Source organism: Janthinobacterium sp. 1_2014MBL_MicDiv, from assembly GCF_001865675.1.
In the GTDB taxonomy this organism is placed as follows: domain Bacteria; phylum Pseudomonadota; class Gammaproteobacteria; order Burkholderiales; family Burkholderiaceae_D; genus Janthinobacterium.
Genome location: NZ_CP011319.1, coordinates 2,029,781 through 2,056,317 on the forward strand (window position 1 = coordinate 2,029,781; position 26,537 = coordinate 2,056,317).

Sequence of the window (26,537 nt, forward strand, 5' to 3'; positions counted from 1 at the left end):
CCTGCCCCTTGCTCCATGCGACGGGCGCGGCATTCAGCCGGGTCGCGCCGGACCTGGGCTTGCGATGGCGCCGACGCCCGACGCCCTGTGCCGCATCAAACGGAGGCAGGCCGCCCGGGGGCGGGCTGCGCAAAGCGGGCAAACGGTGTAAATTGTGGCTTTCCAAACGCACCAAGGAACGCCATGACCATCAAAGCCATCCGCGACCAGTCGCAACCCATGCGCCACATCGTGCACGTGCGCGACCACATCATTTCCGCCGACGCCTCCGTGGCCGAGGGCGGCGGCGATGCCGGCCCTTCGCCGCACGACCTGTATGACGCCGCCCTGTCGGCCTGCAAGGCGCTCACTGTCGTCTGGTACGCCAAACACAAGGGCATCCCCCTGGAACACGTGGAAGTGTCGACCGAGCGCGATGCCAGCGAGGAGCGCAAGGGCGTGTACCGCCTGGCCGCCACCTTGCACCTGACGGGCGACTTGAGCGCGGCGCAGCGCGAGGAATTGCTGGCCGCGGCCGGCAAATGCCCGCTGCACAAATTGATGACGGCCGTGACGACCGAAGTGACGACGGTGCTGGCATGAGCGCGGCCATCCTGAAAAGCCACGAAAAGGACCTGGGCGGCGGCTTCGTCGTGCGGCGCCTGCTGCCGTCCGCCGTGAAGCAGGCCGTCGGCCCCTTCATCTTTTTCGACCATTTCGGCCCCATCGACGTGGCGCCCGACGCCAACCACGACGTGCGTCCGCATCCGCATATCGGCCTGGCCACCGTCACCTACCTGTTCGAAGGGGCGATCGACCACCGCGACAGCATCGGCTCCTGCCAACGCATCGAGCCGGGCGCGATCAACTGGATGACGGCCGGGCGCGGCATCGTGCATTCGGAGCGCACGCCGCCCGACCTGGTGGGCCAGCCGCACCGCACGCACGGCTTGCAGCTGTGGGCCGCGCTGCCGAAGGCGCACGAAGAGGACGAGCCGAGTTTCACGCACACGCCGCAAGCCGACATTCCCGTCGTGGCGCTCGATGGCGCCGTGGTAAAGGTATTGATCGGCACGGCGTTTGGCCAGACCTCGCCCGTGCGCACCTACATGCAGACGGTGTACCTGGACGTGGCGCTGGAGGTAGGCAAGGAACTGCGGCTGGACGGCTTGCCGGCGGAAGCGGCGCTCTACCCGATCAGCGGCGAAGTGCTGCTCGACGGCGTGGCGCTGCTGCCGCACACCATGGCCCTGCTGGAGGCGGGCGCCGTGCAAACGGGCGCCGTGCAAGCGGGCGCCGCGCCTGTCGTGACGGCAGGCAGCGGTCCGGTGCAGTTCGTCGTCATCGGCGGCGAGCCGCTGGATGGCCACCGCTTCCTGTTCTGGAATTTCGTTTCGTCCAGCAAGGAGCGTTTGTCGCAGGCGGCCGACGACTGGAGCGCCCAGCGCATGGGGCAGGTGCCGGGCGAGACGGAATTCATCCCGCTGCCGAAGGCACCCCTGCGCCCGGCGACCTGACAGCGCCTAGAAACGCGCGCGCAAGGTCAGTTGCGCCTTGCGCGGTTCGCCGTAGAAATTGCCCCAGGCCGGCGCGCCCACCGTCTGGTAGTAGCGCTTGTCGAGCAGGTTCGTGACGGACAGCGACGCCGTCCAGTTGCGGTCGATTTGGTAGGCGGCGCGCGCACTCCACAGCGCATAGGCGCCCTGCGCCACCGTGATGCCCTGCGTCACGCGCGAACTCTCCGTCTGGAAGTTGACGCCGCCGCCTACGCTCCAAGCCTGCAGGGCGCCGGGCAGGCGGTAGTCGCTCCACGCGCGCAGCATGTGGCGCGGCGAGTAGGTGCTGGCGAACATCACGCCCGCGCTCGACGTCTGTTCCAGGTACTTGAAGTTGTTCAGGGTGTAGCCGGCGAACAGCTGCCAGCCGCGCGCCACTTCGCCGCTGATTTCCGCATCGAGTCCTTCGCTGCGCACCTTGCCCATCGAGAAATAGCATTCCGTGCCGCTCGAGCAGGTATTGACCAGGTCAAGCTCCGCGCGGTTGCGCTGTTCGATGCGGAACAGGGCCAGCGAGGCATTCACCTTGCCGTCGAACAGTTCGCCCTTCACGCCCACTTCCAGGTTGCGTCCCTTCAGCGGGTCGAGCAGGGCGCCGTCCGCCGTGCGCTGGTTTTGCGGCTGGAAGATGTCGGAAATGCTGGCGTAGCCGGACCAGCGCGGATCGAAGGCGTAGATCACGCCGCCATACGGCGTGACGACGCCGTTTTCGCGGTACGGGTCGATGTACACCTCGCCCGTGTCGCGGTACACGCTGCTCGACTTGTAGTTCGACACGCGCGCGCCGGCCACCACGGTGAGCGGGTCGTTGACGCTGAAGCGGGCCACGCCATAGGCGCCCGTCTGCGTCATGCGGGTGACGCTGGGGTCGCCGCGGTAGCTGTTCTCGCGGAACCAGGCATCGCTCGGCTCGGCCACGCCGTGGTTCGGCTGCAGCGGGTTGTTCGGCTTTTGCAGCAGGGCCAGGCTGTAGTCGCTGTCGCTTTCCAGGCGGTTGGTGCTGATGCCGGCGCTGAAGCCGTGGCGGCGGCCGAAAGCGTTGAATTTGCCATCGAGCGACAGGTCGACGCCCTTGTTGGTGGTGCCGTAGTCGAATACGCCGCCGTACATCATCATGCCGGCCAGCGTGGCGGGGTCAATCGCGCCCTGGCTGAACATGTATTTCACGTCATGCCGTTCGCGCGTGTAGTTGGCGCTGGCTTTCAGCGACCAGTCGGCGTCGATGCGGTGTTCGAATTCGGCAAAGACGGCCGTCTGGCTGCTGTCCCAGCGGTTCCAGTCGGCGCCGAGGAAGGTCGAGCGGGGCAGTTGCGGGTCGCTGCCATCGCGGTAGCGCGGCATGCCGGAGAAGAACGGCGTCGACTTCAGCCTTTCATGGCTGGCGCCCGTCGTCAGCTTGCTGCCCGGCGCCAGGTCGAATTCCAGCACGCCATACAGTACGTCGGTGCGGCTGTCGGCCACGTCGTAAAAATAATCGCGCTGGTCGTGCGCGGCCACGGCGCGGCCGCGGATGCTGCCCGACTCGTTGAGCGGGCCGCTAACGTCCACTTCACCGCGCACATCGTTCCAGCGGCCGGCGCCCAGCGCCAGCTGCACCTGTTTTTCCGCCAGCGGGCGCTTGCGCACCATGTTGATGGCGGCGCCGGGCGAGCCCGTACCCTGCAGCAGTCCGGTGGCGCCGCGCACGATTTCCACGCGGTCCAGCATGGCCGTGTTGCTGGTAAAACTGTTCGCCTGCGGGTAGTACATGGCGCGGTTGACGCCGTCGAACTGGTAAGTCTCGACCATGAAGCCGCGCGAATACACGTAGCGCCCGCCCATCGGGCTGTCGTACATGGTGATGCCGGTGGTGTTGGCCAGCACGGCGTCGATGGTGTTGAGGTTCTGGTCGTCCATCTTCTGGCGCGTGACGACGCTGACCGATTGCGGGATTTCGCGCAGGGTCTGCACGCCCTTGCCGACGGTGACGGCGCGCGCCGCGTAGGAGTTGCTGTGTTCACTGACCGGGTCGCGCTCCATGCTGGCGTTCACGACCACGGGGGCCATGACCTTGTCGCCCGTCGCTGGCGATGCGGCAGGCGCCGCCTGGCGCAGCACATACGCGCCGTTCGGCAGCTGCACGGCTTCCAGGCCGCTGCCGGCCAGCACCTGGGCAAAGCCCTGCGCCACGCCATGGCTGCCGCGCACGCCGGGCGAGCGCAAGCCCCGCGTCTGCGCCGGGTCGGTCGACAGGCTGACGCCGGCGGCCACGGCGAAATCGTTCAGGGCCGTGGCCAGCGGGCCGGCCGGCACGGCGTAGGCTTGCGCGGCAGTGGCGGCCTGGCCTTGCGCCAGCGCGGGCGCGGCGACAAAGGCGGCGCAAGCCATGGCGATGACGGCCAGGCGGATGGCGCGGGCGGCGGGAAGGAGGACGGGGGTGTTCGGCTGCATGCTCGGTCTTTCTGCTCAGAGGGATAGGAAAATGGCGAATGAATCGGCTACTTACCTGTGAAGCCGAAGCAGCACGCCGAAACACCAACCCCTGGCGCAAAAAAAACGAAAAATATTATGCCGTCCTGGCCGAGACGGTGGCCCAGTAGCGCGTGAAGTACGTCACTTGCAGGCCGTGCGAGGCGCACAGGCCTTCCAGCACGGCGTCGATATCGTCGAGCCGGTAGGTGCCCGTCACGGGCCGCCGCGCCACGGCGGCGTCGCACGCGAGGCGCCCGCGCCGGTAGCGCGCCAGTTCCGACACCAGCTGCCGCAGCGGCCAGTCGGCGGCCACCAGCATGCCGCGCAGCCAGCTGTCCTGGTGCGCGGGCATGGCTTGCACGCCGTCCGCGCCCGCCGCCGTGAAGCGCAGCTGCTGGCCCGCGTCCAGGCGCTGCACGGCGTCGGGCCGCGCCGCGCAGCGCACCTCGACGGCGTGCTCGAAGACGCTGACGGTGCTGGCGCCATCGGGACCTTCGTCGCAGCGCACGCCGAAGCGCGTGCCCAGCGCGCGGATCACGCCATGCGGCGTGTCGACCAGGAAGGGGCGCGGGTCGGGCGCCGTCGTGATCATGATCTCGCCATGGTGCAGGCGGATGCGGCGCTGCGTGGCGCTGTAATCGACGCCCAGCGCGCTATCCGTGTTTATCTCCATCCGGCCGCCGTCGGCCAAGGTCACCTGGCGGCGCTGGCCCGGCGCCGTGCGCAGGGACGCCGTCCACGCTTGCCAGGGTGCCGACTGCAGGCTCGCCTGGCCCAGCGCGATGCCGCCGCCGGCCGCCACCAGCATGGCCAGCACCTTGGTCGCCGCGCGCCGGCGCTGCTGCGCCGCCTGCAGCGCGGGAATCGCCAGCGCTGGCGGTATCGTGCCCAGCTGGCCGCGCATGCGCTGCAGCAGGGTCCAGGCCCGTTCATGCTCGGCGCTGGCATCGCGCCATGCCTGCAGGGCGGCCGGGTCGGCGCTGCCGCATTGCTGTTCCACGTGCCAGTGGGCGGCGGCGGCCAGCACCTTGCGGGCAAGGGGCGCGGAAGGCGAGGTCGCGGGGCCGAACATCAGCAGGCCGCCAGCAGCAGGCATTCGGTGTAGGCGCGCACCAGGTGTTTCTTGACGGTCGGCAGGGACACGCCGAGGCGCTGGCTGATGTCCACGTAGCTCAATTCCTCGATTTGCGCCAGCAGGAAGATGGCGCGCGTGCGCGCACCGAGGCTGTCGAGCAGGCGGTCGATGGCCAGCAGGGTTTCGATGATGATGGCGTGCGTCTCGGCGCAAATCGTTGTCGGCTCGGCCTGCTGCGCCAGCGCTTCCAGGTAGGCTTGCTCCAGCGCGTGGCGCCGGTAGCGATCGATCAGCAGGCCGCGCGCGATGGTGGCCAGGTAGCCGCGCGGTTCGCGCAGCGGTGCGGCGTCGCGCTTGCCCAGCAGACGCAAAAACGTGTCCTGCGCCAGGTCGGCCGCCTCGGCCCGGTTGCCCAGCTTGCCGCGCAGCCAGCCATACAGCCAGCCGTGGTGTTCGCTGTACAGGGTGCTCAGGTGGGCGGCATGGATGGGACTGACGGTGCTCACTGCGTTCTCCAGGCAATGGATGAGCTGGGCTGACGGAACGCGATGTACCGGCTGGCTGGGCTATTTGAGAATGATACTCATTATCACATTGCCATGCGGGCGGCGTCAATTACTGTGCGCCGCCCAGGCGCCAGCGCTCCTGCCACTGTTGCAGATCCGCCCAGGCTTGCTGCAGGGCCGTGGCGGACCAGTGCAGCAGGCTGTCCAGCGCCAGCAGGGTGCGCCGCAGGTGGATGCCGTCGAAAAACACGTGGTCGGCCACCACGGTGGCGGCCAGCCAGGCGGCGATGATGACGATGATGTCGTGGCGGCCGCTTTTCCACCAGCGCAGCGAGTGACGGCGGAAGATCCACGGCACGCCCAGCGGATTGGGCCAGTCGGCCAGCAGGTGCATGATGCCGCCGGCGGCAAAGCCGAACAGGGGCGGCGCCCACACATGGTGCGGCAGTTGCAGATATGTGTAGACGAGCAGGGCGATCCAGGCCAGGCCCCAGTGCGTCCACGTGCGGTGGGTGATCCATAGCCGGTGCGTGCGTGCCCACCAGGCCACTTCCAGCCAGTCCGGCGCCGTGCCGCCCAGCGCGCCCATGACAAAGGCGAGCATGCTCAGCACTTGATAGGGGCCGCCGGCGCCAGCGTGCGCGACCAGGGCCGCGGCGATCACGCCGGCGGCCCAACCGGTCGCATGATGCGCTTTGTTGGAAGCCATAGGAAAGGTAAAACGCCATGCTGGCGCTTTGTGAAATATAGGGGGTGTTAACTGGATGAATATACAGTATGAAAAGGCGTGCTAGGGGCTATTTGCGGAAAAATCGTCAATAATTTGTTAAATTATGTGTCGCGATGGCGCCCAAGGCGAGCCTGGCAAGTCATGCCGGCCCATCAAGTGTATTGTGTGGCTGATAATGTATTTGGCGCGCGGCGCGCTATGCTGAAAGCAGCCGTCTGATTTGAGGAGGTGTCGCCATGAAAATCCCGCGCGAATTGCAGATTCCCGCCATCGTGTTTACGCTGGAAGCGGTGTTCATTCTGGGGCTGTCGATGATTTTTCTCGTGCTGGTGCCGCGCTAGCGCTTGAAGCAAGGCCATAACGGTGTGGCGCTGCCTTGCCGTACGGTTCGTACTGCCTGCGCTGGCGCGCCTTGCGCTGACCATTGTTCAGGCGCCAGCGATCAGGCGGGTGCGGGTAATCGTTGTGTCAGGTGGTTTGCATGGTGCTGCCGCCATGCCGCGTGGCGAGCGTCGCAGGCCGGCCATGCCCGCGCGCAGCAGGTTTGGTTCGGTGTTTCTACACGGTCAGCATGCCGCTATCGCACAGGGCGGCACCCTCGGTGCGGATGATCCAGCATTCCGGATACGGTTCGCTGGCAAAGCGGTTATGCCGGGCAAAACCGCTGAGCTTGTCGAGCGCCGTGGCGGGCGCCAGGGCGGTTTCCTTGCCGGTGGCGACGTCCAAGTGCCAGAAACCGCCGTTGCGGTGAAACAGCATGGGCAAGGCGGCCGCATTGGGTGCGGCGGCGTGGGCGGCCAGGCTGGGTTGGGCTTCCGGCAGCAGCAGGTAAAAACACTCTGCCCGCGCACCCTGGTCGATGCGGTGCAAAATGACGCCATGGCCGAAGATGGCCGTGACGCTGAGCACGACGATACCCTTGATGCTGGCGGTCAATTCGATGCGCATGCCCAGGCGCAGGGCGACGGGCTTGTGCTTGCCGGGCCAGACGCCATCGAGCAGCAGGCCGTAGCGCGACACGTCTTCGATTTCAAAGCCTTGCGGACCGCGCCGGATGACGGCGTGGCGGCCCGACAGGCGGCGCGTCAAGCCGTTGTTGTCCTGGCCGTCCGGGCTGAAGTGGCTGAGCAGCACGTCCGCTTCCGGGTCCACCAGTTCGAAGCGGCCCAGCATGCATTCCTCGAGCGCGAACAGGCGGATCTGGCGCTGCGCGCCCGCTTCCGGCGCCGCATTGACGAGGCAGGCGGCCTGGCTCGGATGCGGATGGCAATGGCTGGCGGCGGGCAGGTCGACCTCGATCAATTCCTCGTCCCAGGCGATGGTGGTAAAACCCATGTCGATCTTGCCCTGCGGCGCAGACAGGTCCACGTGGGCGATGCCGGCATTGCGCGCCGTGACATCGAGGTTGCAGCCATCGCCGCCCGTGACGCGGGCGATCGACGCGTCGTCGGCCATCACGCGCACGTTCTTGTGCGTGCTGAGGAAGATCTGGTGGATTTCCGTCAGGGTGGCATCGCGGCGCGGCACGAGGATGACGAACGTGCACACCCATTTCTGCGCCACGGCCCCGTCGACGTGGCTGTGCACTTCCACCTCGATCTGGTACTGGCCATGTTCCTTGTTGCGCGAGGAGAATTCGACAAACACGGGCCGCCAGTCGCCGCGCGTCGTGCGCACGAAATCATGCTGGACGGCGCCGCGCGGTATCAGGTCCGAGCGCAGGCGCAAGGTCAGCTGCGGCGCGCAGGCGGCCGCCATGCCGCGCAATTCCATTTTTAACGTTTGCCGTCCGCCTGCCGCGCGCGGATCGAAGCCGCTGATGTGCAGGTGGGCATGGACGGGCTGGTAGGCGGGGCGGGCCGCGGTGCCCGGGGCGGCAGGCGAGGCCGCCGGCATGGCAGCGGACACCGCCAGGGGCGCGTGGGCGGGCAGTGCCGGCGCGCTGGCTGCCGGCGCATTGCCAGTAGCCGGGGCAGGCGGGGCGTCATGGGGGCGGGCAGCGGTAGCGGCCGGGACGTCATGCGGCGCAACATGCGCGCCAACGCCAACGCCAGTAAGCGGTCCGATATGCTGTGCAGTAACAGCGTCAGCAGCAGGGGCGTGCGGAAGCTCCGTTGCCGATGGCTCGGAACGGGCGCTGCGCAGTGCGGTCAACAGGTCGTAGCTGCTGGGAGCAATCGTCGCTTGCCGGTGGTTGGCGGCGCAGACGTCTTCCCCAGGCAAGACCCAGAACGTACAGTGCGGGTGCTCCGGGTTGCTGCATTTTTTCATGACATTCTGACTCGAATCGAGCGGGGGCATTCTGCCCTCTGTTATACATGAGAGCTTACGCGCTTTTGCGCCCGCTTGGCAACCTTCGCGGCGAGCCGATGCACTCTTTTTGCAGGTTTTCATGTCGCTGGTCACATCTTGCCATGAATGCCATGGAAACTATTGCCTAAAAGAATATTTTATAATCTTTTGAATATGTCATTTTGATATGTTCATTCGAGCGCGGCGTTTGCTGGCGCCGATTGTCCGCATCCAGTGATGTCGTCGCTTGCGTCGCTGCTTCTCTCCGGCGCGCTGTGTGCTGCAAGGCACGCAGGACCTGCGGCATTTGCTATATGCTCGATTCTGCCCATCCACTTTATCCCGGAGAAACCCCATGTCTGCCTTGCGCCCGCTCCAGCTTGCCACCGCCTATGGCGCCGCCCTGGCGGTCTTTCTCGCCATCGATGCCCTGTGGCTGACCGTGCTGATGGGGCAGGTGTATGCGCAGGCGCTGGGGCCCTTGCTGGCCGGGCGGCCCAGGCTGGGGCCGGCGGCCCTGTTTTACCTCTTGTATATGGTGGGCCTGCTGGTATTCGCCATCGTGCCAGGATTACGCAAGGGCAACTGGCGCGCGGCGGCGGCCCTGGGCGCCTTGCTGGGACTGGTTGCCTATGGCACGTATGACTTGAGCAATTATTCCACCTTGCAAGACTGGCCGCTGGCCCTCACGGTGATCGACATGGCCTGGGGCGCCGTGCTATCGGGCCTGGCCGCCGTGGCTGGCTATCTGGCGGCGCGCAAGGCGCCCGCCAAAAGCTAGCTATGGAAGCGCAGCACCAGCATGGTGATATTGTCGCTGTGCAAGCCCTGCGGCGGGTGGGCGAGGAAGTCGTCGAATACGGCCGTGACGGCTTGTGCCGCTGTCTTGCCTGCGCACAGGTCCGGCCAGCGGGCCGTGGCCGCGAGTGGATGGTCGCAGGCCCAGAAGCCGTCGCTGGCCAGCACATAGTAGGCGCCGGCTTGCACTTCCAGTACGCGGCGGTCGCCCAGGTGGGCCAGGAAGGACGGCAAATTACCGTTGTCGAGCGCCAGCAGCGGTTTGTCGAGCTGGAGGGTATCGCCCAAGGCGTTGCCGAGAATAAACGCCTGCGAGATTTGCGGATGATGCTCGCCATGCACGCTGGCGCGCCAGCGCGCCTCGTCCAGCCCGCCGCGCATGGCATAGGCGGTAGCCGGCACATGGTCGACGGTAAGGATGGCGGCCATGCCGTCGCGCAATTCATACAGGCGCGTATCGCCCACGTGGTACAGCAGCGGCGCCTGGCCAGGCGGTATTTCCAGCAGGGTCAAGGTGGTGCCGGGCGCGCGCGCCTGTGTCGGTGCGGCGTCGGCGAAGCCCGCTTGCAGGCGCGCATGCAAATGATCGAGGTGACACGCCAGGCTGGCCGTATCGTGGCAGGCGGGTATGGATAGCAAGCCCTGCACGGCTGCCTCGGCCGCTTCGCGTCCATGGCCGTGGCCGCCCATGCCGTCGAGCACGGCGGCGCGCACGTGGCCGGCGGGCCAGCCAGGCACCTGGCAGTGCACAGGCGCTTGCTGCGACAGGCACACGGCATGGCCGCTGGCGTCGATCAGCAGGAAATTGTCCTGGTTTTCGTGCCGTGGCAGGGTGCCGGCGCCCACGCTGCTGCCAGCGGCGGCGTCCAGCCAGGGGCCGAAATCGAGCGCGTCTTTGATTAAATGCATCGTTTGCTGCGGTCCGGGCGGCCATCAATGTTGATCATGGGATAGAGCTTAGCCGATATTGCTTGCAGACGATACCTTGCTTATCCATCAAAAAAACCTGCGGCAGCAGGCTGGCGCAGGTTTCTTGATGGCACGGGGAGGTGCTTAACGGCGATGGCCCCAGCCGTGACCGTGGCCGTGGCCCCGGTCATAGTAGTCGCGGCGGCCATGGTCGCGGTAGTAGCCGCGGCCCGGTTGCACGTAGACGACGGCTGGCGGGCCGTAGTAGCGCGGAGGCGGCGCGTAATACACGGGCTGCGGCGCAGGCTGGTAGTAGACGGGCTGCGGCGCCGGCTGGTAATACGTTTCACGGTAGCCGCCGCGATAGCCGCCACGGTCGTAATAGCGGTCATTCGTGCTGATGCTGTTGCCGACGGCCGCGCCCAGCACGCCACCGACGATCGCGCCGTTCCGGCCGCCAGTGCTGTTGCCAATGGCCGCTCCGACGACGGCGCCTGCAACGGTATTGAAGTCGCGGTCGCCGGCGACTGCGGCCGAAGACACAGCCACTGCCGCTACCATTACCGCACCCAGGAGTTTCTTGTTCAACATGGCATTTCCTTCCATTCCGGCGAGATCACAATGATCTGCATGAACTGGACTATATCCGCTGCCTCCCGCTTGTTCCACGTCTAATACAACTTATTACAATCAGGGCGCGGCGGTAACAGTTTTAGCCGAACACGACAGGCGCATGCGCTTGCCATTCCGGGCGCAGCAGGCTATACATTTTCACGTCGCGCATGACGCCATTGATGAAAAAGGCCTGGCGCTTCACGCCTTCCTCGGTAAAGCCGCACCTTTGCGCGATGCGCTCGGACGCCGTGTTCTGCGGGTCCATCAGCAATTCCAGGCGGTGGTAGGGATAGGCATTGAACAGGTAGTCGACCATCAGGCGCGTCGCCTCGCCGCCGTAGCCGCGCCCGCCCCACTTGGGATCGAACAGGCGGTAGCCGATTTCGCGGCAGGCCGGCGTGCGGCTCTTGAAGTGCGTGATCGAACCGATGATGTGCTGGTGATGGTCTTCAATCAGGAACAGTTCGCTATCCTCCGTGACCAGGCCCGTCAGCATGAACTCGCGGCGGATCGCTTCGGGCGACTTGAATTGCATGGAAAAGAACTCGCTGCGCGCGGGCAGGTCGTTGATCAGTGCGATATAGGCGTTGAGGTCGGCGGCGGTCAAGTGCCGTACGGTACAAAGGGTTCCCTTGAGCATGGCGGTATCCGGTGGCGATCACGATCTGCATGGTAATCCAGTCTGGCGGCCACAGGCAATCGCTCGCGGCAAAAGTTGCTGCATTGACAGAAAAAATACGCTATCGTGCACAACTTCGCCATGCCCGATGCCGCTGCTGATGGCCATGGCGGGACCGCTCTTTCTTCATCGACTGGAACAGGAATCCTATGACTACCGTATCGCCCCGCGCGCCATTGCGCCGCTCCGCCTTGTTCATCGCCTTCGGCTGCGCCGTCAGCGCTGGCGCCCTTGCCGCCGCGCCGGGCAATGCGCCGCAGGCGCTGGCGCAGGTGCGCGACACGGCCCTGCACAGCGACTGGGCCTATGCGCGCCTGGCCGACATGACGGACTTGATCGGCCCGCGCCTGTCCGGCTCGGCCGGCGCCGCCGCCGCCGTGCAGCAGGTGGCCGAGGCCATGCGCCAGCTGGGCGCCAAGGTCACCCTGCAGCCGGTGAAGGTGCCGCACTGGGTGCGCGGCGTGGAAACGGCGGAAATCGTCGACTATGCGGGCCGTCCGCAGGGCGTCAGCCAGCGCGTCGTGCTGACGGCGCTGGGCGGTTCGGGCGCCACCCCGGCCGCCGGCCTGACGGCGCCCGTGGTCATCGTCAAGAGCCTCGAGGAACTCAAGGCGCGCGCGGCGGAAGTGAAGGGCGCCATCGTGCTGATCGACACGCCATTCGACCAGGAGATGGCCGAGCGCGGCCTGGCCGGCGTCACCTATGGCCAGGGTTCGCGCGCGCGCTTCCTCGGCCCGAAGGCGGCGGCCGACCTGGGCGCGGCGGCCGCGCTGGTGCGCTCGGTCGGCGGCGCCGATTTCCGCATCCCGCACGCGGGCGCCACGGGCCTGGATGACAACAAGCGCATTCCCGCCGCCGCCGTCACGGTGGAAGATGCCTTGCTGATGGGCCGTCTGGCCGCGCGCGGCCCCCTGAAAATGCGCCTGACCCTGACGCCGCAAAACCTGCCGGAAGCCGACAGCTACAACGTGATCGCCGACTGGCCGGGCACGGACAAGGCCGACGAAGTGGTGGTGGTCTCGGGCCACCTCGATTCCTGGGATCTGGCGACGGGCGCGCATGACGACGGCGCCGGCGTCGTGGCGGCCATGGGCGTGGTGGAAACGCTGAAAAAACTCGACTACCGTCCGCGCCGCACGATCCGCGTGATCGCCTGGATGAACGAGGAAAATGGCGGCCGTGGCGGCCAGGCCTATTTCGAGGCCAACAAGCAGGCGCTGGGCAAGCAATATGCGGCCATCGAGATGGACAGCGGCGCCGGGCGTCCGTTCGGCATCCTGGCCAGCGTGGGGCCGAAGGCGGAAAAACTGTTCGCGCCCCTGCGCGCGGCCCTGCAGCCGATCGGCGCGCACGCGTTCACGCGCCGCGACGCGCTGGGCACGGGCGACTTGCACCGGCTGGAAACGGGCGGTGTGCCCAGCTTCGAGCCGCTGGTCGACAGCCACAGTTACTTCCATTATCACCATACGCCGGCCGACACCCTGGATAAGGTCGACCCGGAGAACCTGAAGCGCAACGTGGCGCTGATGTCGTCGCTGGCCTGGTTCCTGGCGAATATCGACGGCGAGATCGGCCGCGCGCCCGAGCAGGGCGAATAAGGTCTGTCGCGTCGTTCCCGCGCGCGCCGCGCCGCCTTGCCAGCGCGGCCCCTTGCCGGCATGCGCCCATGCCGGCGCCGTCAACGCATGGAGAGTTCATGATGCAGCCATCTTCCGCCATCGAGCAGGCGCGCGACGCCATCCGCAGCTATCTGCAACGGTATCCGCACGGCGCCGACACGCTGGAAGGCGTGGCGCAGTGGTGGCTGGGCGGGGCTGTCGCGCCGGAAACCGTCGCGGCCGCGCTGGAGCAGCTGCGCGCCGCGGGCGAGCTGGAAGAGATCAGGGCTGGCCAGCGCCAGGTGTGGCGCCGCCGTCGTCCGGCGGCATAGCGGCCGTCAGATCGCGTTCAGCGGTATCTTCAGGTAGCGCACGCCGTTTTCTTCCGGTTCGGGCAGCTTGCCCGCATTGATGTTGACCTGGATCGCGGGCAGGATCAGGGTCGGCATGTCGAGGGTGGCGTCGCGGCCCGTGCGCATGGCCACGAACTGCTCTTCCGTGATGCCGTCGCGCAAATGGATGTTGCCGGCGCGCTGTTCGGCCACCGTCACTTCCCAGCGCGGCCCGCGGCCGCTGGGTGGGTAATCGTGGCACATGAACAGCCGCGTTTGCGGCGGCAGCGACAGCAGGCGCTGCGCCGAGCGGTACAGCAGCGCGGCCGAGCCGCCGGGAAAATCGCAGCGGGCCGAACCGACGTCCGGCATGAACAGGGTGTCGCCGACGAAGACGGCGTCGCCGATCTGGTAAGCGAGGTCGGCCGGCGTGTGGCCGGGCACGTGCAGCGCGCGCACTTCCAGCTTGCCGATATAAAACACCTGGTCGGGCGCGAACAGCTGGTCGAACTGCGAGCCGTCGGCCCTGGCCGCATGCTGGTGGTAGACCTCGGCAAACGCCTGCTGCACCGTCCGGATGGCGGCGCCGATGGCCACTTCGCCGCCCAGTTGCTGCTGCAGGTAGGGCGCGGCCGACAGGTGGTCGGCATGCGCATGGGTTTCCAGCAGCCAGCGGCACCGCAAGCCGTGCTCGCGCACGAAGGCGATCACCTTGTCGGCCGAAGTGGTGGCCGTGCGGCCCGCCTTGGGGTCGTAGTCGAGCACGGAATCGATGATGGCGCATTCCTCGCCGTCTCCCTCGTAGACGACATAGGTGACGGTGGCGGTGGCGGGGTCGAAGAAGGCTTGGATTTGTGGAGTCATCACGGCGGCTAGGTCGGGCAGGGAATGGCATTATATCGCCAGAGTTCGCTAAAAAAATGCTGCAAATTCACATTTAACATGCGAAAAACAGATAAGCGGCAGGGCTTGCGCGCCACACAGCCGTGCGCACCCTGCGCCTTGCTGCGTGGTAACCTCATTCTTACAAGGAGGAATTCATGAACGATACCACTGCACGCAGCGAACAGTACCGCGGTTTTACGATTTCGGTGACCCCGCAAAAGGACAATGACGATTTATGGGATTTTACCTACCGCCTGCAGCGCGACGGCGAGCCTGAAGCGCAAGGCATCACGCGCAGCCGCACCCTGGGCGGCTACCTGGCGCCCGAAACGGCGTGCACGGCCGGCCTGGAAGTGGCCAAGACGGAAGTGGATAATCTGCTGCGTCCTTGAGCCAGCGTAAATCGTTTAGCCTGATTGCCTGCGGGCGCATGAAACACGTCGCCTGCGGCCGCGCTTCATGCTACGATTTCCCGTATTCAGTCAGTTCATATGGAGGCACCCATGAATAGCAGTTCTAAAATTCACTATAAAGGCTGGGAAATCGTTCCCTTGGCCGTGCCTACCACCGACGGCAAATGGTCGGCCAGCTGCGACATCGAACGCGCCACCGCGGAAGGTCTGGAAGTGTTCGAAGGCTCGACCATGCAATTCGTGCGCGACGACGAGGAGGGCGCCATCGCCGCCGCCTGCGAAGAAGCCGTGCGCCAGATCGACAACATCATCGCCAATCCGCTGGTGCGGCTGGCCTAGTTTGCCGTTTCATCCGTAGTCTCAGCAGTAATTCTCAGCCGGCGTCCGCCGGCTGTTTTTCTTCCATGCCATTCCCGTTTCCCATCCTGTTCCGCAGCGCCTGCAGCGTCGCCCTGTTGCGCATTGCTGTTGCGTGTTTCAACCGGGTGTTTCAAAATGCAATGAATGAAACATAGTGAAACGCCAGGCACACGAAACGTGACATCGCCGTTTCCCTGCGTGACGGCCGGAGCGCGCTGGAAAGCGGCCGCCTTGCCCGTGTTGTCACTCTGGCGCGTGGCATAGTCATCGTGCCGCATGGTGCTGGCACGGCATTTGCAATACTGATGCGCATAGCAAGTCCATGAAACATTCGGGCTGACCCGAACTCCCCATAAGGTGCATACATGACTCAATACTCCGCAGGTGCCGCATTCCGCAAGGCCGTCCAGGAAGAATCCCCATTGCAAGTGGTCGGCGCCATCAACGCCAACCACGCGCTGCTGGCCAAGCGCGCCGGCTACAAGGCCATCTACCTGTCCGGCGGCGGCGTCGCGGCCGGCTCGCTGGGCTTGCCCGACCTGGGCATCTCCAGCCTGGACGACGTGCTGACCGACATCCGCCGCATCACCGACGTGTGCGACCTGCCGCTGCTGGTCGATGCCGACACGGGCTTCGGCGCATCCGCCTTCAACGTGGCGCGCACGGTGAAATCGATGATCAAGTTCGGCGCGGCCGGCCTGCATATCGAAGACCAGGTGGGCGCCAAGCGCTGCGGCCACCGCCCTGGCAAGGAAATCGTCAGCAAGGAAGAGATGGTCGACCGCATCAAGGCGGCCGTCGATGCGCGCACGGACCCGAACTTCGTCATCATGGCGCGCACCGATGCGCTGGCCGTCGATGGCCTGGAAGCGGCGCTCGAGCGCGCCGTCGCCTGCGTCGAGGCGGGCGCCGACATGATTTTCCCGGAAGCGATCACGGACCTGGACATGTACGCCACGTTCGCCAAGGCCGTCAACGTGCCTATCCTCGCCAACATCACGGAATTCGGTTCCACGCCGCTGTTCACGCTGGACGAACTGCGCAGCGCCCACGTGGGCCTGGCGCTGTACCCGCTGTCGGCGTTCCGCGCCATGAACAAGGCGGCGGAAAACGTCTACCAGGCGCTGCGCCGCGACGGCACGCAAAAGAATGTCGTCGACACCATGCAGACGCGCATGGAGCTGTATGAATCGATCAATTACCACGATTTCGAGCAAAAGCTCGATGCGCTGTTCGCCGCGCAAAAGAAATAAACAGAGAAGCAGGGGCCGCATGCCGGTCCCGCAGTGACGCACCCGAGACTATTCAATCTGGAGAACACAATGACCGCACCGCAAGCCGCCACTTTCAAGCCTAAAAAATCCGTCGCCCTGTCCGGCGTCACCGCCGGCAACACGGCGCTGTGCTCGGTCGGCAAGACCGGCAACGATTTGCACTATCGCGGCTATGACATCCTGGACGTGGCCGACAGCTGCGAGTTCGAGGAAATCGCCTACCTGCTGGTGCATGGCAAGCTGCCGACCAGCGCGGAACTGAAAGGCTACAAGGCCAAGCTGAAATCCCTGCGCGGCCTGCCGTCGGCAGTCAAGCTGGCGCTGGAAGCGCTGCCGGCCGCCGCCCATCCGATGGACGTGATGCGCACGGGCGTGTCCGTGCTCGGTTGCACCTTGCCGGAAAAAGACGACCATAACGCGCCGGGCGCGCGCGACATCGCCGACCGCCTGATGGCGTCGTTCGGCTCCATGCTGCTGTACTGGTACCACTACAGCCATAACGGCAAGCGCATCGAAGTGGAAACGGACGACGACTCGATCGGCGGCCACTTCCTGCACCTGCTGCACGGCGAAAAACCGTCGGCGTCGTGGGAAAAAGCCATGCACACCTCGCTGATCCTGTACGCGGAACACGAATTCAACGCCTCGACCTTCACCAGCCGCGTCATCGCCGGCACGGGTTCGGACATCCACTCGGCCATCACGGGCGCCATCGGCGCGCTGCGCGGCCCGAAACACGGCGGCGCCAACGAAGTGGCGCTGGAGATCCAGAAACGCTACGACAACCCCGATGAAGCGGAAGCGGACATCCGCGAGCGCGTCGCCAACAAGGAAGTGGTGATCGGCTTCGGCCACCCCGTCTACACGATTTCGGACCCGCGCAACGTGGTCATCAAGGAAGTGGCGCGCAATCTGTCCCTGGAAGCCGGTTCCACGAAAATGTTCGACATCGCCGAGCGCCTGGAGTCGGTCATGTGGGAAATCAAGAACATGTTCCCGAACCTGGACTGGTTCTCGGCCGTGTCCTACCACATGATGGGCGTGCCGACGGCGATGTTCACGCCGCTGTTCGTGATCTCGCGCACCTCGGGCTGGGCCGCGCACATCATCGAGCAGCGCATCGACAACAAGATCATCCGCCCGAGCGCCAACTATGTGGGCCCGGAAGACCTGGAATTCGTCCCGATCAAGGACCGCAAATAATGAGCACCGCAATGAGTACCCCCATGAATACCCTGTACCGCAAATCCTTGCCGGGCACCCAGCTAGACTACTTCGACACGCGCGCCGCCGTCGATGCGATCCAGCCAGGCGCCTACGCCACCTTGCCCTACACCTCGCGCGTGCTGGCCGAAAACCTCGTGCGCCGCTGCGATCCGGCTACCCTGGACGCGTCGCTGAGCCAGTTCATCGAACGCCGCCGCGACCTCGATTTCCCGTGGTTCCCCGCCCGCGTCGTCTGCCATGACATCCTGGGCCAGACGGCCCTGGTCGACCTGGCCGGCCTGCGCGACGCCATCGCGGCCCAGGGCGGCGATCCGGCCCTGGTCAACCCCGTGGTCCCCACGCAGCTGGTGGTCGACCATTCGCTGGCCGTGGAATGCGGCGGTTTCGACCCCGACGCCTTCGCCAAGAACCGCGCCATCGAAGACCGCCGCAATGAAGACCGTTTCGACTTCATCGACTGGACCAAGAAGGCGTTCAAGAACGTCGACGTGATTCCGCCAGGTAACGGCATCTTGCACCAGATCAATCTTGAGCGCATGTCGCCCGTGATCCAGGTACAGGATGGCGTCGCCTATCCCGATACCCTGGTGGGCACGGATTCGCACACGCCGATGGTCGACGCGCTGGGCGTGATCGCCATCGGCGTGGGCGGCCTGGAAGCGGAAAGCGTGATGCTGGGCCGCGCTTCGTGGATGCGCCTGCCCGACATCATCGGCGTCAAGCTGACGGGCAAGCCGCAGCCGGGCATCACGGCCACCGACACGGTGCTGGCGCTGACGGAATTCCTGCGCAAGCAGAAGGTGGTTTCGTCCTACCTGGAATTCTTCGGCGAAGGCGCTTCGCACCTGACCCTGGGCGACCGCGCCACGATTTCCAATATGGCGCCGGAATTTGGCGCCACGGCCGCCATGTTCTACATCGACGCGCAAACCATCAAGTACCTGAAACTGACGGGCCGCGACGACGAACTGGTGAAACTGGTGGAGTTGTACGCGAAAGAGACGGGCCTGTGGGCCGACAGCCTGGCCGACGCCCAGTACGAGCGCGTCCTGAGCTTCGACCTGTCGTCCGTCGTGCGCAATATCGCCGGTCCGTCGAACCCGCACAACCGCGTGCCGACGTCGGAACTGGCCGCGCGCGGGATTTCCGGCGTGGTGGAAAACGAGCCGGGCAAGATGCCGGACGGCGCCGTCATCATCGCGGCCATCACCAGCTGCACGAATACGAACAACCCGCGCAACATGATCGCCGCGGGCCTGATTGCGCGCAATGCGAACCGCCTGGGCCTCACGCGCAAGCCATGGGTGAAATCGTCGCTGGCGCCCGGCTCGAAAACCGTGGAACTGTATCTGCAGGAAGCGGGCCTGATGCCGGAGCTGGAACAACTGGGCTTTGGCGTCGTGGCGTTTGCCTGCACCTCGTGCAACGGCATGTCGGGCGCGCTCGACCCCGTCATCCAGGACGAGGTGGTGTCGCGCGACCTGTACGCCACGGCCGTCCTGTCGGGCAACCGCAACTTCGACGGCCGCATCCACCCGTACGCGAAACAGGCTTTCCTCGCCTCGCCGCCGCTGGTGGTGGCCTACGCGATCGCCGGCACCATCCGCTTCGATATCGAGAAGGACGTGCTGGGCATCGCCCCGGACGGCAAGCCTGTCCTGCTCAAGGATATCTGGCCGTCGGACGAGGAAATCGACGCCATCGTCGCTTCCAGCGTCAAGCCCGAGCAGTTCCGCAAGGTGTACATCCCGATGTTCGCCGCGCAGGTCGACGATGGACAGAAGGTCAGCCCCCTGTACGACTGGCGTCCGCAGACGACGTACATCCGCCGCCCGCCGTACTGGGAAGGCGCGCTGGCCGGCGCCCGCCCCTTGAAAGGCATGCGTCCGCTGGCCGTCCTGGGCGACAACATCACCACCGACCACCTGTCGCCATCGAACGCCATCATGCTCGATAGCGCGGCCGGAGAATACCTGGCGAAAATGGGCTTGCCCGAGGAAGACTTCAACTCCTACGCCACGCACCGGGGCGACCATTTGACGGCGCAGCGCGCCACGTTCGCCAACCCGACCCTGAAGAACGAGATGGTCATCGAGGATGGCAAGGTGAAAGCCGGTTCGCTCACACGCATCGAGCCGGAAGGCACGATTTCGCGCATGTGGGAAGCCATCGAGGTGTACATGGAACGCAAGCAGCCATTGATCATCATCGCCGGCGCCGACTATGGCCAGGGGTCCTCGCGCGACTGGGCCGCCAAGGGCGTGCGCCTGGCCGGCGTGGAAGCCATCGTGGCCGAAGGCTTCGAGCGCATCCACCGCACCAACCTGGTGGGCATGGGCGTCCTGCCGCTGGAGTTCCTGCCTGGCGTGAATCGCAAGACCCTGGGCCTGGACGGCAGCGAAACCTATGACGTCGTGGGCGAGCGCACGCCGCGTTCCACCCTGACCCTGCTGATCCACCGCAAGAACGGCGACACGGTCGAAGTGCCCGTAACCTGCCGCCTCGATACGGCGGAAGAGGTGTCGATCTACGAGGCCGGTGGCGTGCTGCAGCGCTTCGCGCAGGATTTCCTGGAGTCGTCGAAAGCCGCATAAATCGGGTAGGTCGGATTAGCGTGGCGTAATCCGACAATATTTGTGAAAAACCCGCCAGCAATGTGTCGGATTACGCGTGGCGATGCCCCGCTAATCCGACCTACCTCTTTCCAGAAAATGACATGAGCCATACTCCCCAAATCAAAATTCCCGCCACCTATATGCGTGGCGGCACCAGCAAGGGCGTGTTTTTCCGCCTGCAGGACTTGCCGGCCAGCGCCCAAGTGCCGGGCGCGGCGCGCGATGCGCTGCTGCTGCGCGTGATCGGCAGCCCTGACCCGTACGGCAAGCAGATCGACGGCATGGGCGGCGCCACCTCGAGCACCAGCAAGACCGTGATCCTGGCGACAAGCACGAAACCGGAGCATGACGTCGATTACCTGTTCGGCCAGGTCTCCATCGACAAGCCGTTCGTCGACTGGAGCGGCAACTGCGGCAACCTGTCGGCCGCCGTCGGTTCGTTCGCCATCGCCAGCGGCCTGGTGGACGCCGCGCGTGTGCCGCAAGACGGCATCGCCACGGTACGCATCTGGCAAGCCAATATCGGCAAGACCATCATCGCCCACGTGCCCATGACCAATGGCGAAGTACAGGAAACGGGCGACTTCGAACTCGATGGCGTGACCTTCCCGGCCGCCGAAGTGAAACTGGAATTCCTCGATCCGGCGGCGGAAGAGGAGGGTGGCGGTGGTGCGATGTTCCCCACTGGCAAGCTGGTCGACGACCTCGAGGTGCCCGGCATCGGGACCCTGAAAGTCACGATGATCAACGCCGGCATCCCGACCATCTTTGTCGATGCGGACGCCATCGGCTACACGGGCACGGAACTGCAGGACGCCATCAATGGCGATGCGGCCGCGCTGGCCCGCTTCGAGACCATCCGCGCGCATGGCGCGCTGCGTATGGGTTTGATTTCCCACCTGGATGAAGCGGCCAAGCGCCAGCACACGCCGAAGGTGGCGTTTGTCGCCAGGCCGGCCGGCTATGTGTCGTCCAGCGGCAAGCGGGTGGAGGCGGGCGAAATCGACCTGCTGGTGCGCGCCATGTCCATGGGCAAGCTGCACCACGCCATGATGGGCACGGCGGCTGTCGCCATCGGCACGGCCGCGGCCATCCCCGGCACCCTGGTGAACCTGGCGGCGGGCGGCGGCGAAAAAAGCAGCGTGCGCTTCGGCCACCCGTCCGGCACCCTGATGGTGGGCGCGGAAGCGGCGCTGGTCGATGGCGCATGGAGCGTCACCAAGGCCATCATGAGCCGCAGCGCGCGCGTGCTGATGGAAGGCAGCGTGCGCATTCCCGGCGACGCCTTCGGCGCATAAGCACCCTGGCCGGGCCGCGTTGGCCCGGCTGGCCATTTATCTCGAGAATAATTGATTTTTTCGCTATTCAAAACCTGAACGGCAAGGAAAATGGAAGGGCGCGCAAGGGGTGCGGTTTTGCCGCGTGAGGCCGCGCTGCGCGCACGTCCATCCTGACTGGTGAAATCCATGCTATTCAATTCCTGGGTCTTCCTGCTTGCCTATCTGCCCGTCACGGTGGCCGGATTCTTCATCCTGGGACGGCGCAGCGAATCATGGGGCGCCGCCTGGCTCGCATGCGCCTCGCTGTTTTTCTATGGCTGGTGGGACTACCGCTACCTGCCGCTGCTGACTGGATCCGTCGTCTTCAATTATGGCTGCGCCGCGCTGCTCGGGCCAGGGCGCGCAAGCCACCGCAAAGCCTTGCTGGCGGCGGCCATCGCCGCCAATCTGGGCCTGCTCGCCTACTATAAATACGCGGGTTTTTTTGTCGCCGGCGTGGCGGAACTGCTGGCGCAGCCGATGCCCGTCCTGCATGTGGTGCTGCCGGTCGGGATCTCGTTTTTCACCTTCACGCAGATCGCCTTCCTCGTCGATACCTACAAGGGCAAGGCGCAGGAAAGCCGCTTCGTCCACTACCTGCTGTTCGTCACGTACTTTCCCCATCTGATCGCAGGCCCCGTGTTGCACCACAAGGAAATGATGCCGCAGTTCGCCGCGCGGCGCACGTTCCGCCTCTCCGAACGCAATATCGCCATCGGCAGCACGATCTTTTTCATCGGCCTGGCGAAGAAGGTGCTGGTCGCCGACAATATCGGCGCTTATGCGGCGCCCCTGTTCAACGATCCCGTCGCGCCATCGCTGCTGATCGCCTGGAGCGGTGTGCTGGCTTATGCCTTCCAGCTGTATTTCGATTTTTCCGGCTACTCCGACATGGCCATCGGCCTGTCGCGCCTGTTCGGCGTGCGCCTGCCGCTGAACTTCGATTCGCCATACAAATCGCGCAATATCGCGCAATTCTGGCGCCGCTGGCACATGACCCTGTCGCGCTTCCTGCGCGATTACCTGTACATCCCGCTGGGCGGCAAGCGCTGCGGCCCCGTGCGGCGCTACCTGAACCTTATGGTGACCATGGTGCTGGGCGGCCTGTGGCATGGCGCCGGCTGGAATTTCATCGTCTGGGGTTTCCTGCACGGCGCGTACCTGGCCATCCACAAGGGCTGGAGCGCGCTGGCGCGCACACTGCGCCTGCCGGTCGGCACGCGCGCCGGCAACGTGGCGGCCACCATCCTCACCTTCATCGCCGTCTGCGTTGCCTGGGTCTTTTTCCGCGCGCCCGACATGGCCAGCGCCCTAACCATCGTGCAGGGCATGGCGGGCGGCTTCGGCCTGGCCTTGCCCGATGCGCTGGCGCGCCAGCTGCAACCGCTGCAGCCCTTGCTGGCGTCGCTGGGCGTGTCGTTCTACCTGGGCGGCGGCACGGCCTTCATCGAAAGCTGGACGTGGATCGCCATCGCCGCGCTGCTCGTCTTTGCCATGCCGAATACGCAGCAGATCATGCGCCGCTTCGAGCCGGCCCTCGATTTTCAGCATGCTGCCGCGGCGCGCGGGCATGGCGTGGCGCGGCTGCTCACCTGGCGCGCCTCGCCCGCATGGGCCGCCGCCATCGCCTTGCTGGCGCTGGCCAGCATGCTGGCCTTGAGCCGTCCCGCCGAATTCCTGTATTTCCAATTCTAGGGCGGATATATGACGAGATCCCCCTTCAAGTCTTATCTGGTCGCGCTGGCGCTGCTGCTGTGGACGGGCGCCGTTGCCGTCTGCGCCTTCGTGGTCATCGTCGACCCGTACGGGCTGTACGGCGTGGTCCGGCGCGACAATTTCAATGCCGTCAAGCCGGGCCTGACCCGCTACCAGAGCCAGATCAAGCACGAGCATGCGCTGCGCCTGCGGCCGCAATTCATCATCCTCGGCAACTCCCGCGCCGAGATCGGTTTCGACCCGCGCGCCGGCGCCTTTTCAGGGCATGGCGGCGCCGGCTACAACCTGGCCATTCCCGGCACCGGGCTGGCCACGTCCGCCCGCCAGTTCGCGCAACTGGTGCAGGCGGGCGTCAAGCCGCGCACGGTCATCGTCGGCATGGAATTCATCGATTTTCTCAATCCGGCGGCCGCGCAGCCTGCGCGCCCCGTGACGGCGGCCGCGCCGCCCGCGCATGGCGGCGCATACTGGCGCTTCGATGCGCTGTTCTCGCTGGCGACCCTGCGCGATGCCGCGCATACCTTGCGCATCCAGCATGACGGGGAAGCGGCCACCATCTCGGCCGATGGCTACAATCCCTTGCTGGAATATGGCGCGCATGTGCGCCAGGATGGCTACCACAAGCTGTTTACCCAGCGGGCGCAGGAAAACGCGGCCAGTTTCCGGAAGAAATCCACGCGCGGCCTTGCCAACGAAGACTTCCAGGCGCTGCGCGCCTTCCTGCTGGCGATGGCGGCCACGCAGGCCGATATCCGGCTGGTGATTTATCCGTATCACGCGCAATTGCTTGCCATGGTCGAGGCGGCGGGCCTGTGGCCCCTGTTCGAGCAGTGGAAGACCCGGCTGGTGCGCGAAGTCGGCATGGTAAAGGAGCAGTACCCGGCCGCGCGGCTCACGCTGGCCGATTTCAGCGGCTTTGGCGTTTACAACTGCGAGCGCATACCGGCGGCCGCTGAGCGCGGCGCGGCCACGCGCTGGTACTGGGAAGCCGGGCATTTCAAGAAGGCGCTGGGCGATATCGTGCTGCAGCGCGTGATGCGGCAAAACACGCTGGCAGATGGCCGGTTCGGCATGGCGCTCGATGGCGCCACCCTGGCCGCCAACCGCGACAGGATCGCGGCCGAGCGCGTCGCCTGCGCGGCGGCGCAGCCGGGGCTGTTCCTGTCGTCAAGGCAGCTGTTTGCCGCGCGGCGCAGCCGCTTTAAGGAATCAGGAGTACAAGGGGAGTGATGGTGGAGGAGGCACTGGGTCGCAGATAGCAGAAATACGCATACGCAGGAAAATAGACCAAATCAATTATATGCATACCGGAGGAGACATGGATTTCGCGGCATTTTATCAACGCTCGATCGACACGCCTGACGCTTTCTGGCGCGAGGAAGCGGACAGGATCGACTGGCATACCCCGTTTTCGCAAGTACTCGATTACTCGCGTCCGCCATTTGCCAGATGGTTCGTGGACGGCACCACCAATTTGTGCCACAACGCCGTTGACCGCTGGGTCGATAGCCAGGGCGACGCGGCGGCGCTGATCGCCATTTCCACCGAGACCAATACCGAGCGCACCTACAGCTACCGCGAGCTGCAGCGCGAAGTGGAGCGCTGCGCCGCCATCCTGCAATCGCTGGGTGTCGCCAGGGGCGACCGGGTGCTGATCTACATGCCGATGATCGCCGAGGCGGCGTTCGCCATGCTGGCCTGCGCCCGCATCGGCGCCGTCCATTCCGTCGTCTTCGGCGGCTTTGCCGCCAACAGCCTGGCCAGCCGCATCGACGACGCGCAGCCCAAGCTGGTGTTTTCCGCCGATGCCGGCTCGCGCAATGGCAAGGCGATCGCCTACAAGCCGCTGCTCGACGAAGCGATCCGCCTGGCCGCGCACCAGCCGCGGCACGTGCTGCTGGTCGACCGCCATCTCGTGCCGATGGAACTGGTGCCGGGCCGCGACGCCGATTACGCCGCGCTGCGCCAGCAGCACCTCGATGCGCGCGTGCCCGTCACCTGGCTCGAATCGAACGAACCCTCGTACGTGCTGTACACCTCGGGCACGACGGGCAAGCCGAAGGGCGTGCAGCGCGACGTGGGCGGCTATGCGGTGGCGCTGGCGTCGTCGATGCAGTACACGTTTTGCGGCAAGCCGGGCGAAACCTTCTTCGCCACCTCGGATATCGGCTGGGTGGTGGGCCACTCCTACATCGTGTACGGGCCGCTGATCGCCGGCATGGCCACCATCCTGTACGAAGGCTTGCCGATTTGCCCCGATGCGGGCATCTGGTGGAGCATCGTTGAAAAATACAGGGTCACGCGCATGTTTTCGGCGCCGACGGCCATCCGCGTATTGCGCAAGCATCCGGTGGAACTGATGCGCAAGCACGACCTGTCGTCGCTGAAGGCGCTGTACCTGGCGGGCGAGCCGCTGGACGAAACCACCTCGCAATGGATCGCCGACGAGCTGAAAGTGGACATCATCGACAACTACTGGCAGACGGAGACGGGCTGGCCCATCCTGTCGGTGGCGAAAGGCGTGGCGGACACGCCGACGCGCCTGGGCAGCCCCGGCCTGGCCATGTACGGCTACCGGGTCAAGCTGCTCAACGAGGCGACGGGCGGGGAGTGCGGCGCCAACGAGAAGGGCGTGCTGGTGCTGGAAGGCCCGCTGCCGCCCGGCTGCATGCAGACCGTGTACGGCGACGACGAGCGCTTCGTCGACACCTACTGGTCCACCTTCAGCGAGCGGCAAGTGTATTCCACGTTCGACTGGGGCCTGCGCGACGCGGACGGCTACTACTTCATCCTGGGGCGCACGGACGACGTGATCAACGTGGCCGGCCACCGCCTGGGCACGCGCGAAATCGAGGAAAGCATCTCCAGCCATCCGAACGTGTCGGAAGTGGCCGTGGTGGGCATGGAGGACAAGCTCAAGGGCCAGGTGGCGATGGCTTTCGTCATCCTGAAAAACCCGCAGGGCGTCGACAGCATCGAAGCGAAGGCGCTGCTGGAACGCGAAGTGATGGCCGTCGTCGACCGCCAGCTGGGCGCCGTGGCGCGGCCCGCGCGCGTGCTGTTCGTGTCACAGCTGCCGAAGACGCGTTCGGGCAAGCTGCTGCGCCGCTCGATCCAGGCCATCTGCGAAGGGCGCAGCCCGGGCGACCTGACGTCGATCGAAGACCCGTCCTCGCTGCAGCAGATCGCCGCCGCACTCGCTTGACGG

24 protein-coding genes are annotated in these 26,537 nt (G+C 65.6%); 14 read left to right on the forward strand and 10 right to left on the reverse strand.

The window, feature by feature from the left end; genetic code table 11:
- Positions 1 to 183: 183 nt before the first annotated feature.
- Together YQ44_RS09050 and YQ44_RS09055 are read left to right on the forward strand one after the other, a co-directional pair.
- Positions 184 to 582, forward strand: a complete 399-nt coding sequence (locus YQ44_RS09050; protein ID WP_071323090.1) for an OsmC family protein — start codon at positions 184 to 186, stop codon at positions 580 to 582.
- Entirely contained in the window at positions 579 to 1,496 is a 918-nt protein-coding gene (locus YQ44_RS09055; protein ID WP_071323091.1) for a pirin family protein, read from the forward strand. Before YQ44_RS09050 ends, YQ44_RS09055 begins: the two co-directional genes overlap by 4 nt.
- A gap of 6 nt (positions 1,497 to 1,502) precedes the next feature.
- On the opposite strand, the gene YQ44_RS09060 is transcribed toward YQ44_RS09055, so the two are convergent.
- From YQ44_RS09060 to YQ44_RS09080, 5 genes are all read right to left on the reverse strand, one after another.
- Positions 1,503 to 3,965, reverse strand: a complete 2,463-nt coding sequence (locus YQ44_RS09060; RefSeq protein WP_071323092.1) for a TonB-dependent siderophore receptor — start codon at positions 3,963 to 3,965, stop codon at positions 1,503 to 1,505.
- Positions 3,966 to 4,080: 115 nt separating this feature from the next.
- Positions 4,081 to 5,058, reverse strand: coding sequence for a FecR domain-containing protein (locus YQ44_RS09065; protein WP_071326356.1), 978 nt, complete (start codon positions 5,056 to 5,058; stop codon positions 4,081 to 4,083).
- The gene (locus tag YQ44_RS09070) at positions 5,058 to 5,567 is read right to left on the reverse strand and encodes a sigma-70 family RNA polymerase sigma factor (RefSeq protein ID WP_071323093.1); all 510 of its coding nucleotides are present in this window, start codon (positions 5,565 to 5,567) and stop codon (positions 5,058 to 5,060) included. The genes YQ44_RS09065 and YQ44_RS09070 overlap by 1 nt, the downstream gene beginning before the upstream one ends.
- Before the next feature lie 109 nt (positions 5,568 to 5,676).
- Entirely contained in the window at positions 5,677 to 6,276 is a 600-nt protein-coding gene (locus YQ44_RS09075; protein ID WP_071323094.1) for a metal-dependent hydrolase, read from the reverse strand.
- 579 nt (positions 6,277 to 6,855) lie between these two features.
- The gene (locus tag YQ44_RS09080) at positions 6,856 to 8,193 is read right to left on the reverse strand and encodes an FHA domain-containing protein (protein WP_232251200.1); all 1,338 of its coding nucleotides are present in this window, start codon (positions 8,191 to 8,193) and stop codon (positions 6,856 to 6,858) included.
- 751 nt (positions 8,194 to 8,944) lie between these two features.
- Here YQ44_RS09080 and YQ44_RS09085 point away from each other — a divergent pair.
- Positions 8,945 to 9,370, forward strand: a complete 426-nt coding sequence (locus tag YQ44_RS09085; protein ID WP_071323095.1) for a DUF2177 family protein — start codon at positions 8,945 to 8,947, stop codon at positions 9,368 to 9,370.
- Here YQ44_RS09085 and YQ44_RS09090 read toward each other — a convergent pair.
- From YQ44_RS09090 to YQ44_RS09100, 3 genes are all read right to left on the reverse strand, one after another.
- The gene (locus YQ44_RS09090) at positions 9,367 to 10,296 is read right to left on the reverse strand and encodes a PP2C family protein-serine/threonine phosphatase (RefSeq protein ID WP_071323096.1); all 930 of its coding nucleotides are present in this window, start codon (positions 10,294 to 10,296) and stop codon (positions 9,367 to 9,369) included. The genes YQ44_RS09085 and YQ44_RS09090 overlap by 4 nt on opposite strands.
- A 144-nt stretch (positions 10,297 to 10,440) precedes the next feature.
- Positions 10,441 to 10,839: a glycine zipper 2TM domain-containing protein gene (locus tag YQ44_RS09095; RefSeq protein WP_442905903.1), complete on the reverse strand. Its 399-nt coding sequence runs from the start codon at positions 10,837 to 10,839 to the stop codon at positions 10,441 to 10,443.
- 169 nt (positions 10,840 to 11,008) lie between these two features.
- Positions 11,009 to 11,518, reverse strand: a complete 510-nt coding sequence (locus tag YQ44_RS09100) for a GNAT family N-acetyltransferase (RefSeq protein ID WP_232251202.1) — start codon at positions 11,516 to 11,518, stop codon at positions 11,009 to 11,011.
- A 221-nt stretch (positions 11,519 to 11,739) separates the two neighbouring features.
- On the opposite strand from YQ44_RS09100, the gene YQ44_RS09105 reads away from it, so the two are divergent.
- Positions 11,740 to 13,188, forward strand: a complete 1,449-nt coding sequence (locus YQ44_RS09105; RefSeq protein WP_071323099.1) for a M20/M25/M40 family metallo-hydrolase — start codon at positions 11,740 to 11,742, stop codon at positions 13,186 to 13,188.
- A gap of 98 nt (positions 13,189 to 13,286) precedes the next feature.
- Positions 13,287 to 13,520 (forward strand): hypothetical protein, encoded by a 234-nt coding sequence (locus tag YQ44_RS09110; protein WP_071323100.1) that lies wholly within the window; start codon positions 13,287 to 13,289, stop codon positions 13,518 to 13,520.
- 6 nt (positions 13,521 to 13,526) lie between these two features.
- Here the strand turns inward: YQ44_RS09110 and YQ44_RS09115 are convergent, their stop codons facing one another.
- Complete coding sequence (locus tag YQ44_RS09115; RefSeq protein WP_071323101.1) at positions 13,527 to 14,384, reverse strand: MBL fold metallo-hydrolase; 858 nt, start codon at positions 14,382 to 14,384, stop codon at positions 13,527 to 13,529.
- 176 nt (positions 14,385 to 14,560) lie between these two features.
- On the opposite strand from YQ44_RS09115, the gene YQ44_RS09120 reads away from it, so the two are divergent.
- Positions 14,561 to 14,797, forward strand: coding sequence for a hypothetical protein (locus YQ44_RS09120; protein ID WP_071323102.1), 237 nt, complete (start codon positions 14,561 to 14,563; stop codon positions 14,795 to 14,797).
- A gap of 111 nt (positions 14,798 to 14,908) precedes the next feature.
- Positions 14,909 to 15,157: a hypothetical protein gene (locus YQ44_RS09125; RefSeq protein WP_034751890.1), complete on the forward strand. Its 249-nt coding sequence runs from the start codon at positions 14,909 to 14,911 to the stop codon at positions 15,155 to 15,157.
- Here YQ44_RS09125 and YQ44_RS28750 read toward each other — a convergent pair.
- Positions 15,154 to 15,456, reverse strand: coding sequence for a hypothetical protein (locus YQ44_RS28750; protein ID WP_156894744.1), 303 nt, complete (start codon positions 15,454 to 15,456; stop codon positions 15,154 to 15,156). The genes YQ44_RS09125 and YQ44_RS28750 overlap by 4 nt on opposite strands.
- An 87-nt stretch (positions 15,457 to 15,543) precedes the next feature.
- Between YQ44_RS28750 and prpB the strand changes: the two genes are divergently transcribed.
- The 7 genes from prpB to YQ44_RS09160 all read left to right on the forward strand — a co-directional run bounded on the left by prpB (position 15,544) and on the right by YQ44_RS09160 (position 26,534).
- On the forward strand, positions 15,544 to 16,431 hold the full coding sequence (gene prpB / locus YQ44_RS09130) for a methylisocitrate lyase (protein WP_070220951.1): 888 nt from the start codon (positions 15,544 to 15,546) through the stop codon (positions 16,429 to 16,431).
- Between the two features lie 69 nt (positions 16,432 to 16,500).
- Positions 16,501 to 17,655 (forward strand): bifunctional 2-methylcitrate synthase/citrate synthase, encoded by a 1,155-nt coding sequence (prpC, locus tag YQ44_RS09135; protein ID WP_046684122.1) that lies wholly within the window; start codon positions 16,501 to 16,503, stop codon positions 17,653 to 17,655.
- Between the two features lie 23 nt (positions 17,656 to 17,678).
- Positions 17,679 to 20,273: a Fe/S-dependent 2-methylisocitrate dehydratase AcnD gene (gene acnD, locus YQ44_RS09140; protein WP_071323103.1), complete on the forward strand. Its 2,595-nt coding sequence runs from the start codon at positions 17,679 to 17,681 to the stop codon at positions 20,271 to 20,273.
- A 122-nt stretch (positions 20,274 to 20,395) separates the two neighbouring features.
- Complete coding sequence (gene prpF, locus YQ44_RS09145; protein ID WP_071323104.1) at positions 20,396 to 21,592, forward strand: 2-methylaconitate cis-trans isomerase PrpF; 1,197 nt, start codon at positions 20,396 to 20,398, stop codon at positions 21,590 to 21,592.
- A gap of 168 nt (positions 21,593 to 21,760) precedes the next feature.
- Complete coding sequence (locus tag YQ44_RS09150; protein WP_071323105.1) at positions 21,761 to 23,308, forward strand: MBOAT family O-acyltransferase; 1,548 nt, start codon at positions 21,761 to 21,763, stop codon at positions 23,306 to 23,308.
- A gap of 9 nt (positions 23,309 to 23,317) precedes the next feature.
- Complete coding sequence (locus tag YQ44_RS09155; protein WP_071323106.1) at positions 23,318 to 24,559, forward strand: hypothetical protein; 1,242 nt, start codon at positions 23,318 to 23,320, stop codon at positions 24,557 to 24,559.
- Between the two features lie 88 nt (positions 24,560 to 24,647).
- A complete protein-coding gene (locus tag YQ44_RS09160; RefSeq protein ID WP_071323107.1) occupies positions 24,648 to 26,534 on the forward strand; it encodes a propionate--CoA ligase in 1,887 nt (628 codons plus the stop codon).
- The last annotated feature ends 3 nt before the right edge of the window (positions 26,535 to 26,537 follow it).

Bases quoted from the DNA above. Each gene is read 5' to 3' on its own strand.
- YQ44_RS09050 (WP_071323090.1), top strand. From the start codon at position 184: ATGACCATCAAAGCCATCCGCGACCAGTCGCAACCCATGCGCCACATC.
- YQ44_RS09055 (WP_071323091.1), top strand. From the start codon at position 579: ATGAGCGCGGCCATCCTGAAAAGCCACGAAAAGGACCTGGGCGGCGGC.
- YQ44_RS09060 (WP_071323092.1), bottom strand. From the start codon at position 3,965: ATGCAGCCGAACACCCCCGTCCTCCTTCCCGCCGCCCGCGCCATCCGC.
- YQ44_RS09065 (WP_071326356.1), bottom strand. From the start codon at position 5,058: ATGTTCGGCCCCGCGACCTCGCCTTCCGCGCCCCTTGCCCGCAAGGTG.
- YQ44_RS09075 (WP_071323094.1), bottom strand. From the start codon at position 6,276: ATGGCTTCCAACAAAGCGCATCATGCGACCGGTTGGGCCGCCGGCGTG.
- YQ44_RS09080 (WP_232251200.1), bottom strand. From the start codon at position 8,193: ATGCCGGCGGCCTCGCCTGCCGCCCCGGGCACCGCGGCCCGCCCCGCC.
- YQ44_RS09085 (WP_071323095.1), top strand. From the start codon at position 8,945: ATGTCTGCCTTGCGCCCGCTCCAGCTTGCCACCGCCTATGGCGCCGCC.
- YQ44_RS09090 (WP_071323096.1), bottom strand. From the start codon at position 10,296: ATGCATTTAATCAAAGACGCGCTCGATTTCGGCCCCTGGCTGGACGCC.
- YQ44_RS09105 (WP_071323099.1), top strand. From the start codon at position 11,740: ATGACTACCGTATCGCCCCGCGCGCCATTGCGCCGCTCCGCCTTGTTC.
- YQ44_RS09110 (WP_071323100.1), top strand. From the start codon at position 13,287: ATGATGCAGCCATCTTCCGCCATCGAGCAGGCGCGCGACGCCATCCGC.
- YQ44_RS09115 (WP_071323101.1), bottom strand. From the start codon at position 14,384: ATGACTCCACAAATCCAAGCCTTCTTCGACCCCGCCACCGCCACCGTC.
- YQ44_RS09120 (WP_071323102.1), top strand. From the start codon at position 14,561: ATGAACGATACCACTGCACGCAGCGAACAGTACCGCGGTTTTACGATT.
- YQ44_RS09125 (WP_034751890.1), top strand. From the start codon at position 14,909: ATGAATAGCAGTTCTAAAATTCACTATAAAGGCTGGGAAATCGTTCCC.
- YQ44_RS28750 (WP_156894744.1), bottom strand. From the start codon at position 15,456: ATGCGGCACGATGACTATGCCACGCGCCAGAGTGACAACACGGGCAAG.
- prpB (WP_070220951.1), top strand. From the start codon at position 15,544: ATGACTCAATACTCCGCAGGTGCCGCATTCCGCAAGGCCGTCCAGGAA.
- prpC (WP_046684122.1), top strand. From the start codon at position 16,501: ATGACCGCACCGCAAGCCGCCACTTTCAAGCCTAAAAAATCCGTCGCC.
- acnD (WP_071323103.1), top strand. From the start codon at position 17,679: ATGAATACCCTGTACCGCAAATCCTTGCCGGGCACCCAGCTAGACTAC.
- prpF (WP_071323104.1), top strand. From the start codon at position 20,396: ATGAGCCATACTCCCCAAATCAAAATTCCCGCCACCTATATGCGTGGC.
- YQ44_RS09150 (WP_071323105.1), top strand. From the start codon at position 21,761: ATGCTATTCAATTCCTGGGTCTTCCTGCTTGCCTATCTGCCCGTCACG.
- YQ44_RS09155 (WP_071323106.1), top strand. From the start codon at position 23,318: ATGACGAGATCCCCCTTCAAGTCTTATCTGGTCGCGCTGGCGCTGCTG.
- YQ44_RS09160 (WP_071323107.1), top strand. From the start codon at position 24,648: ATGGATTTCGCGGCATTTTATCAACGCTCGATCGACACGCCTGACGCT.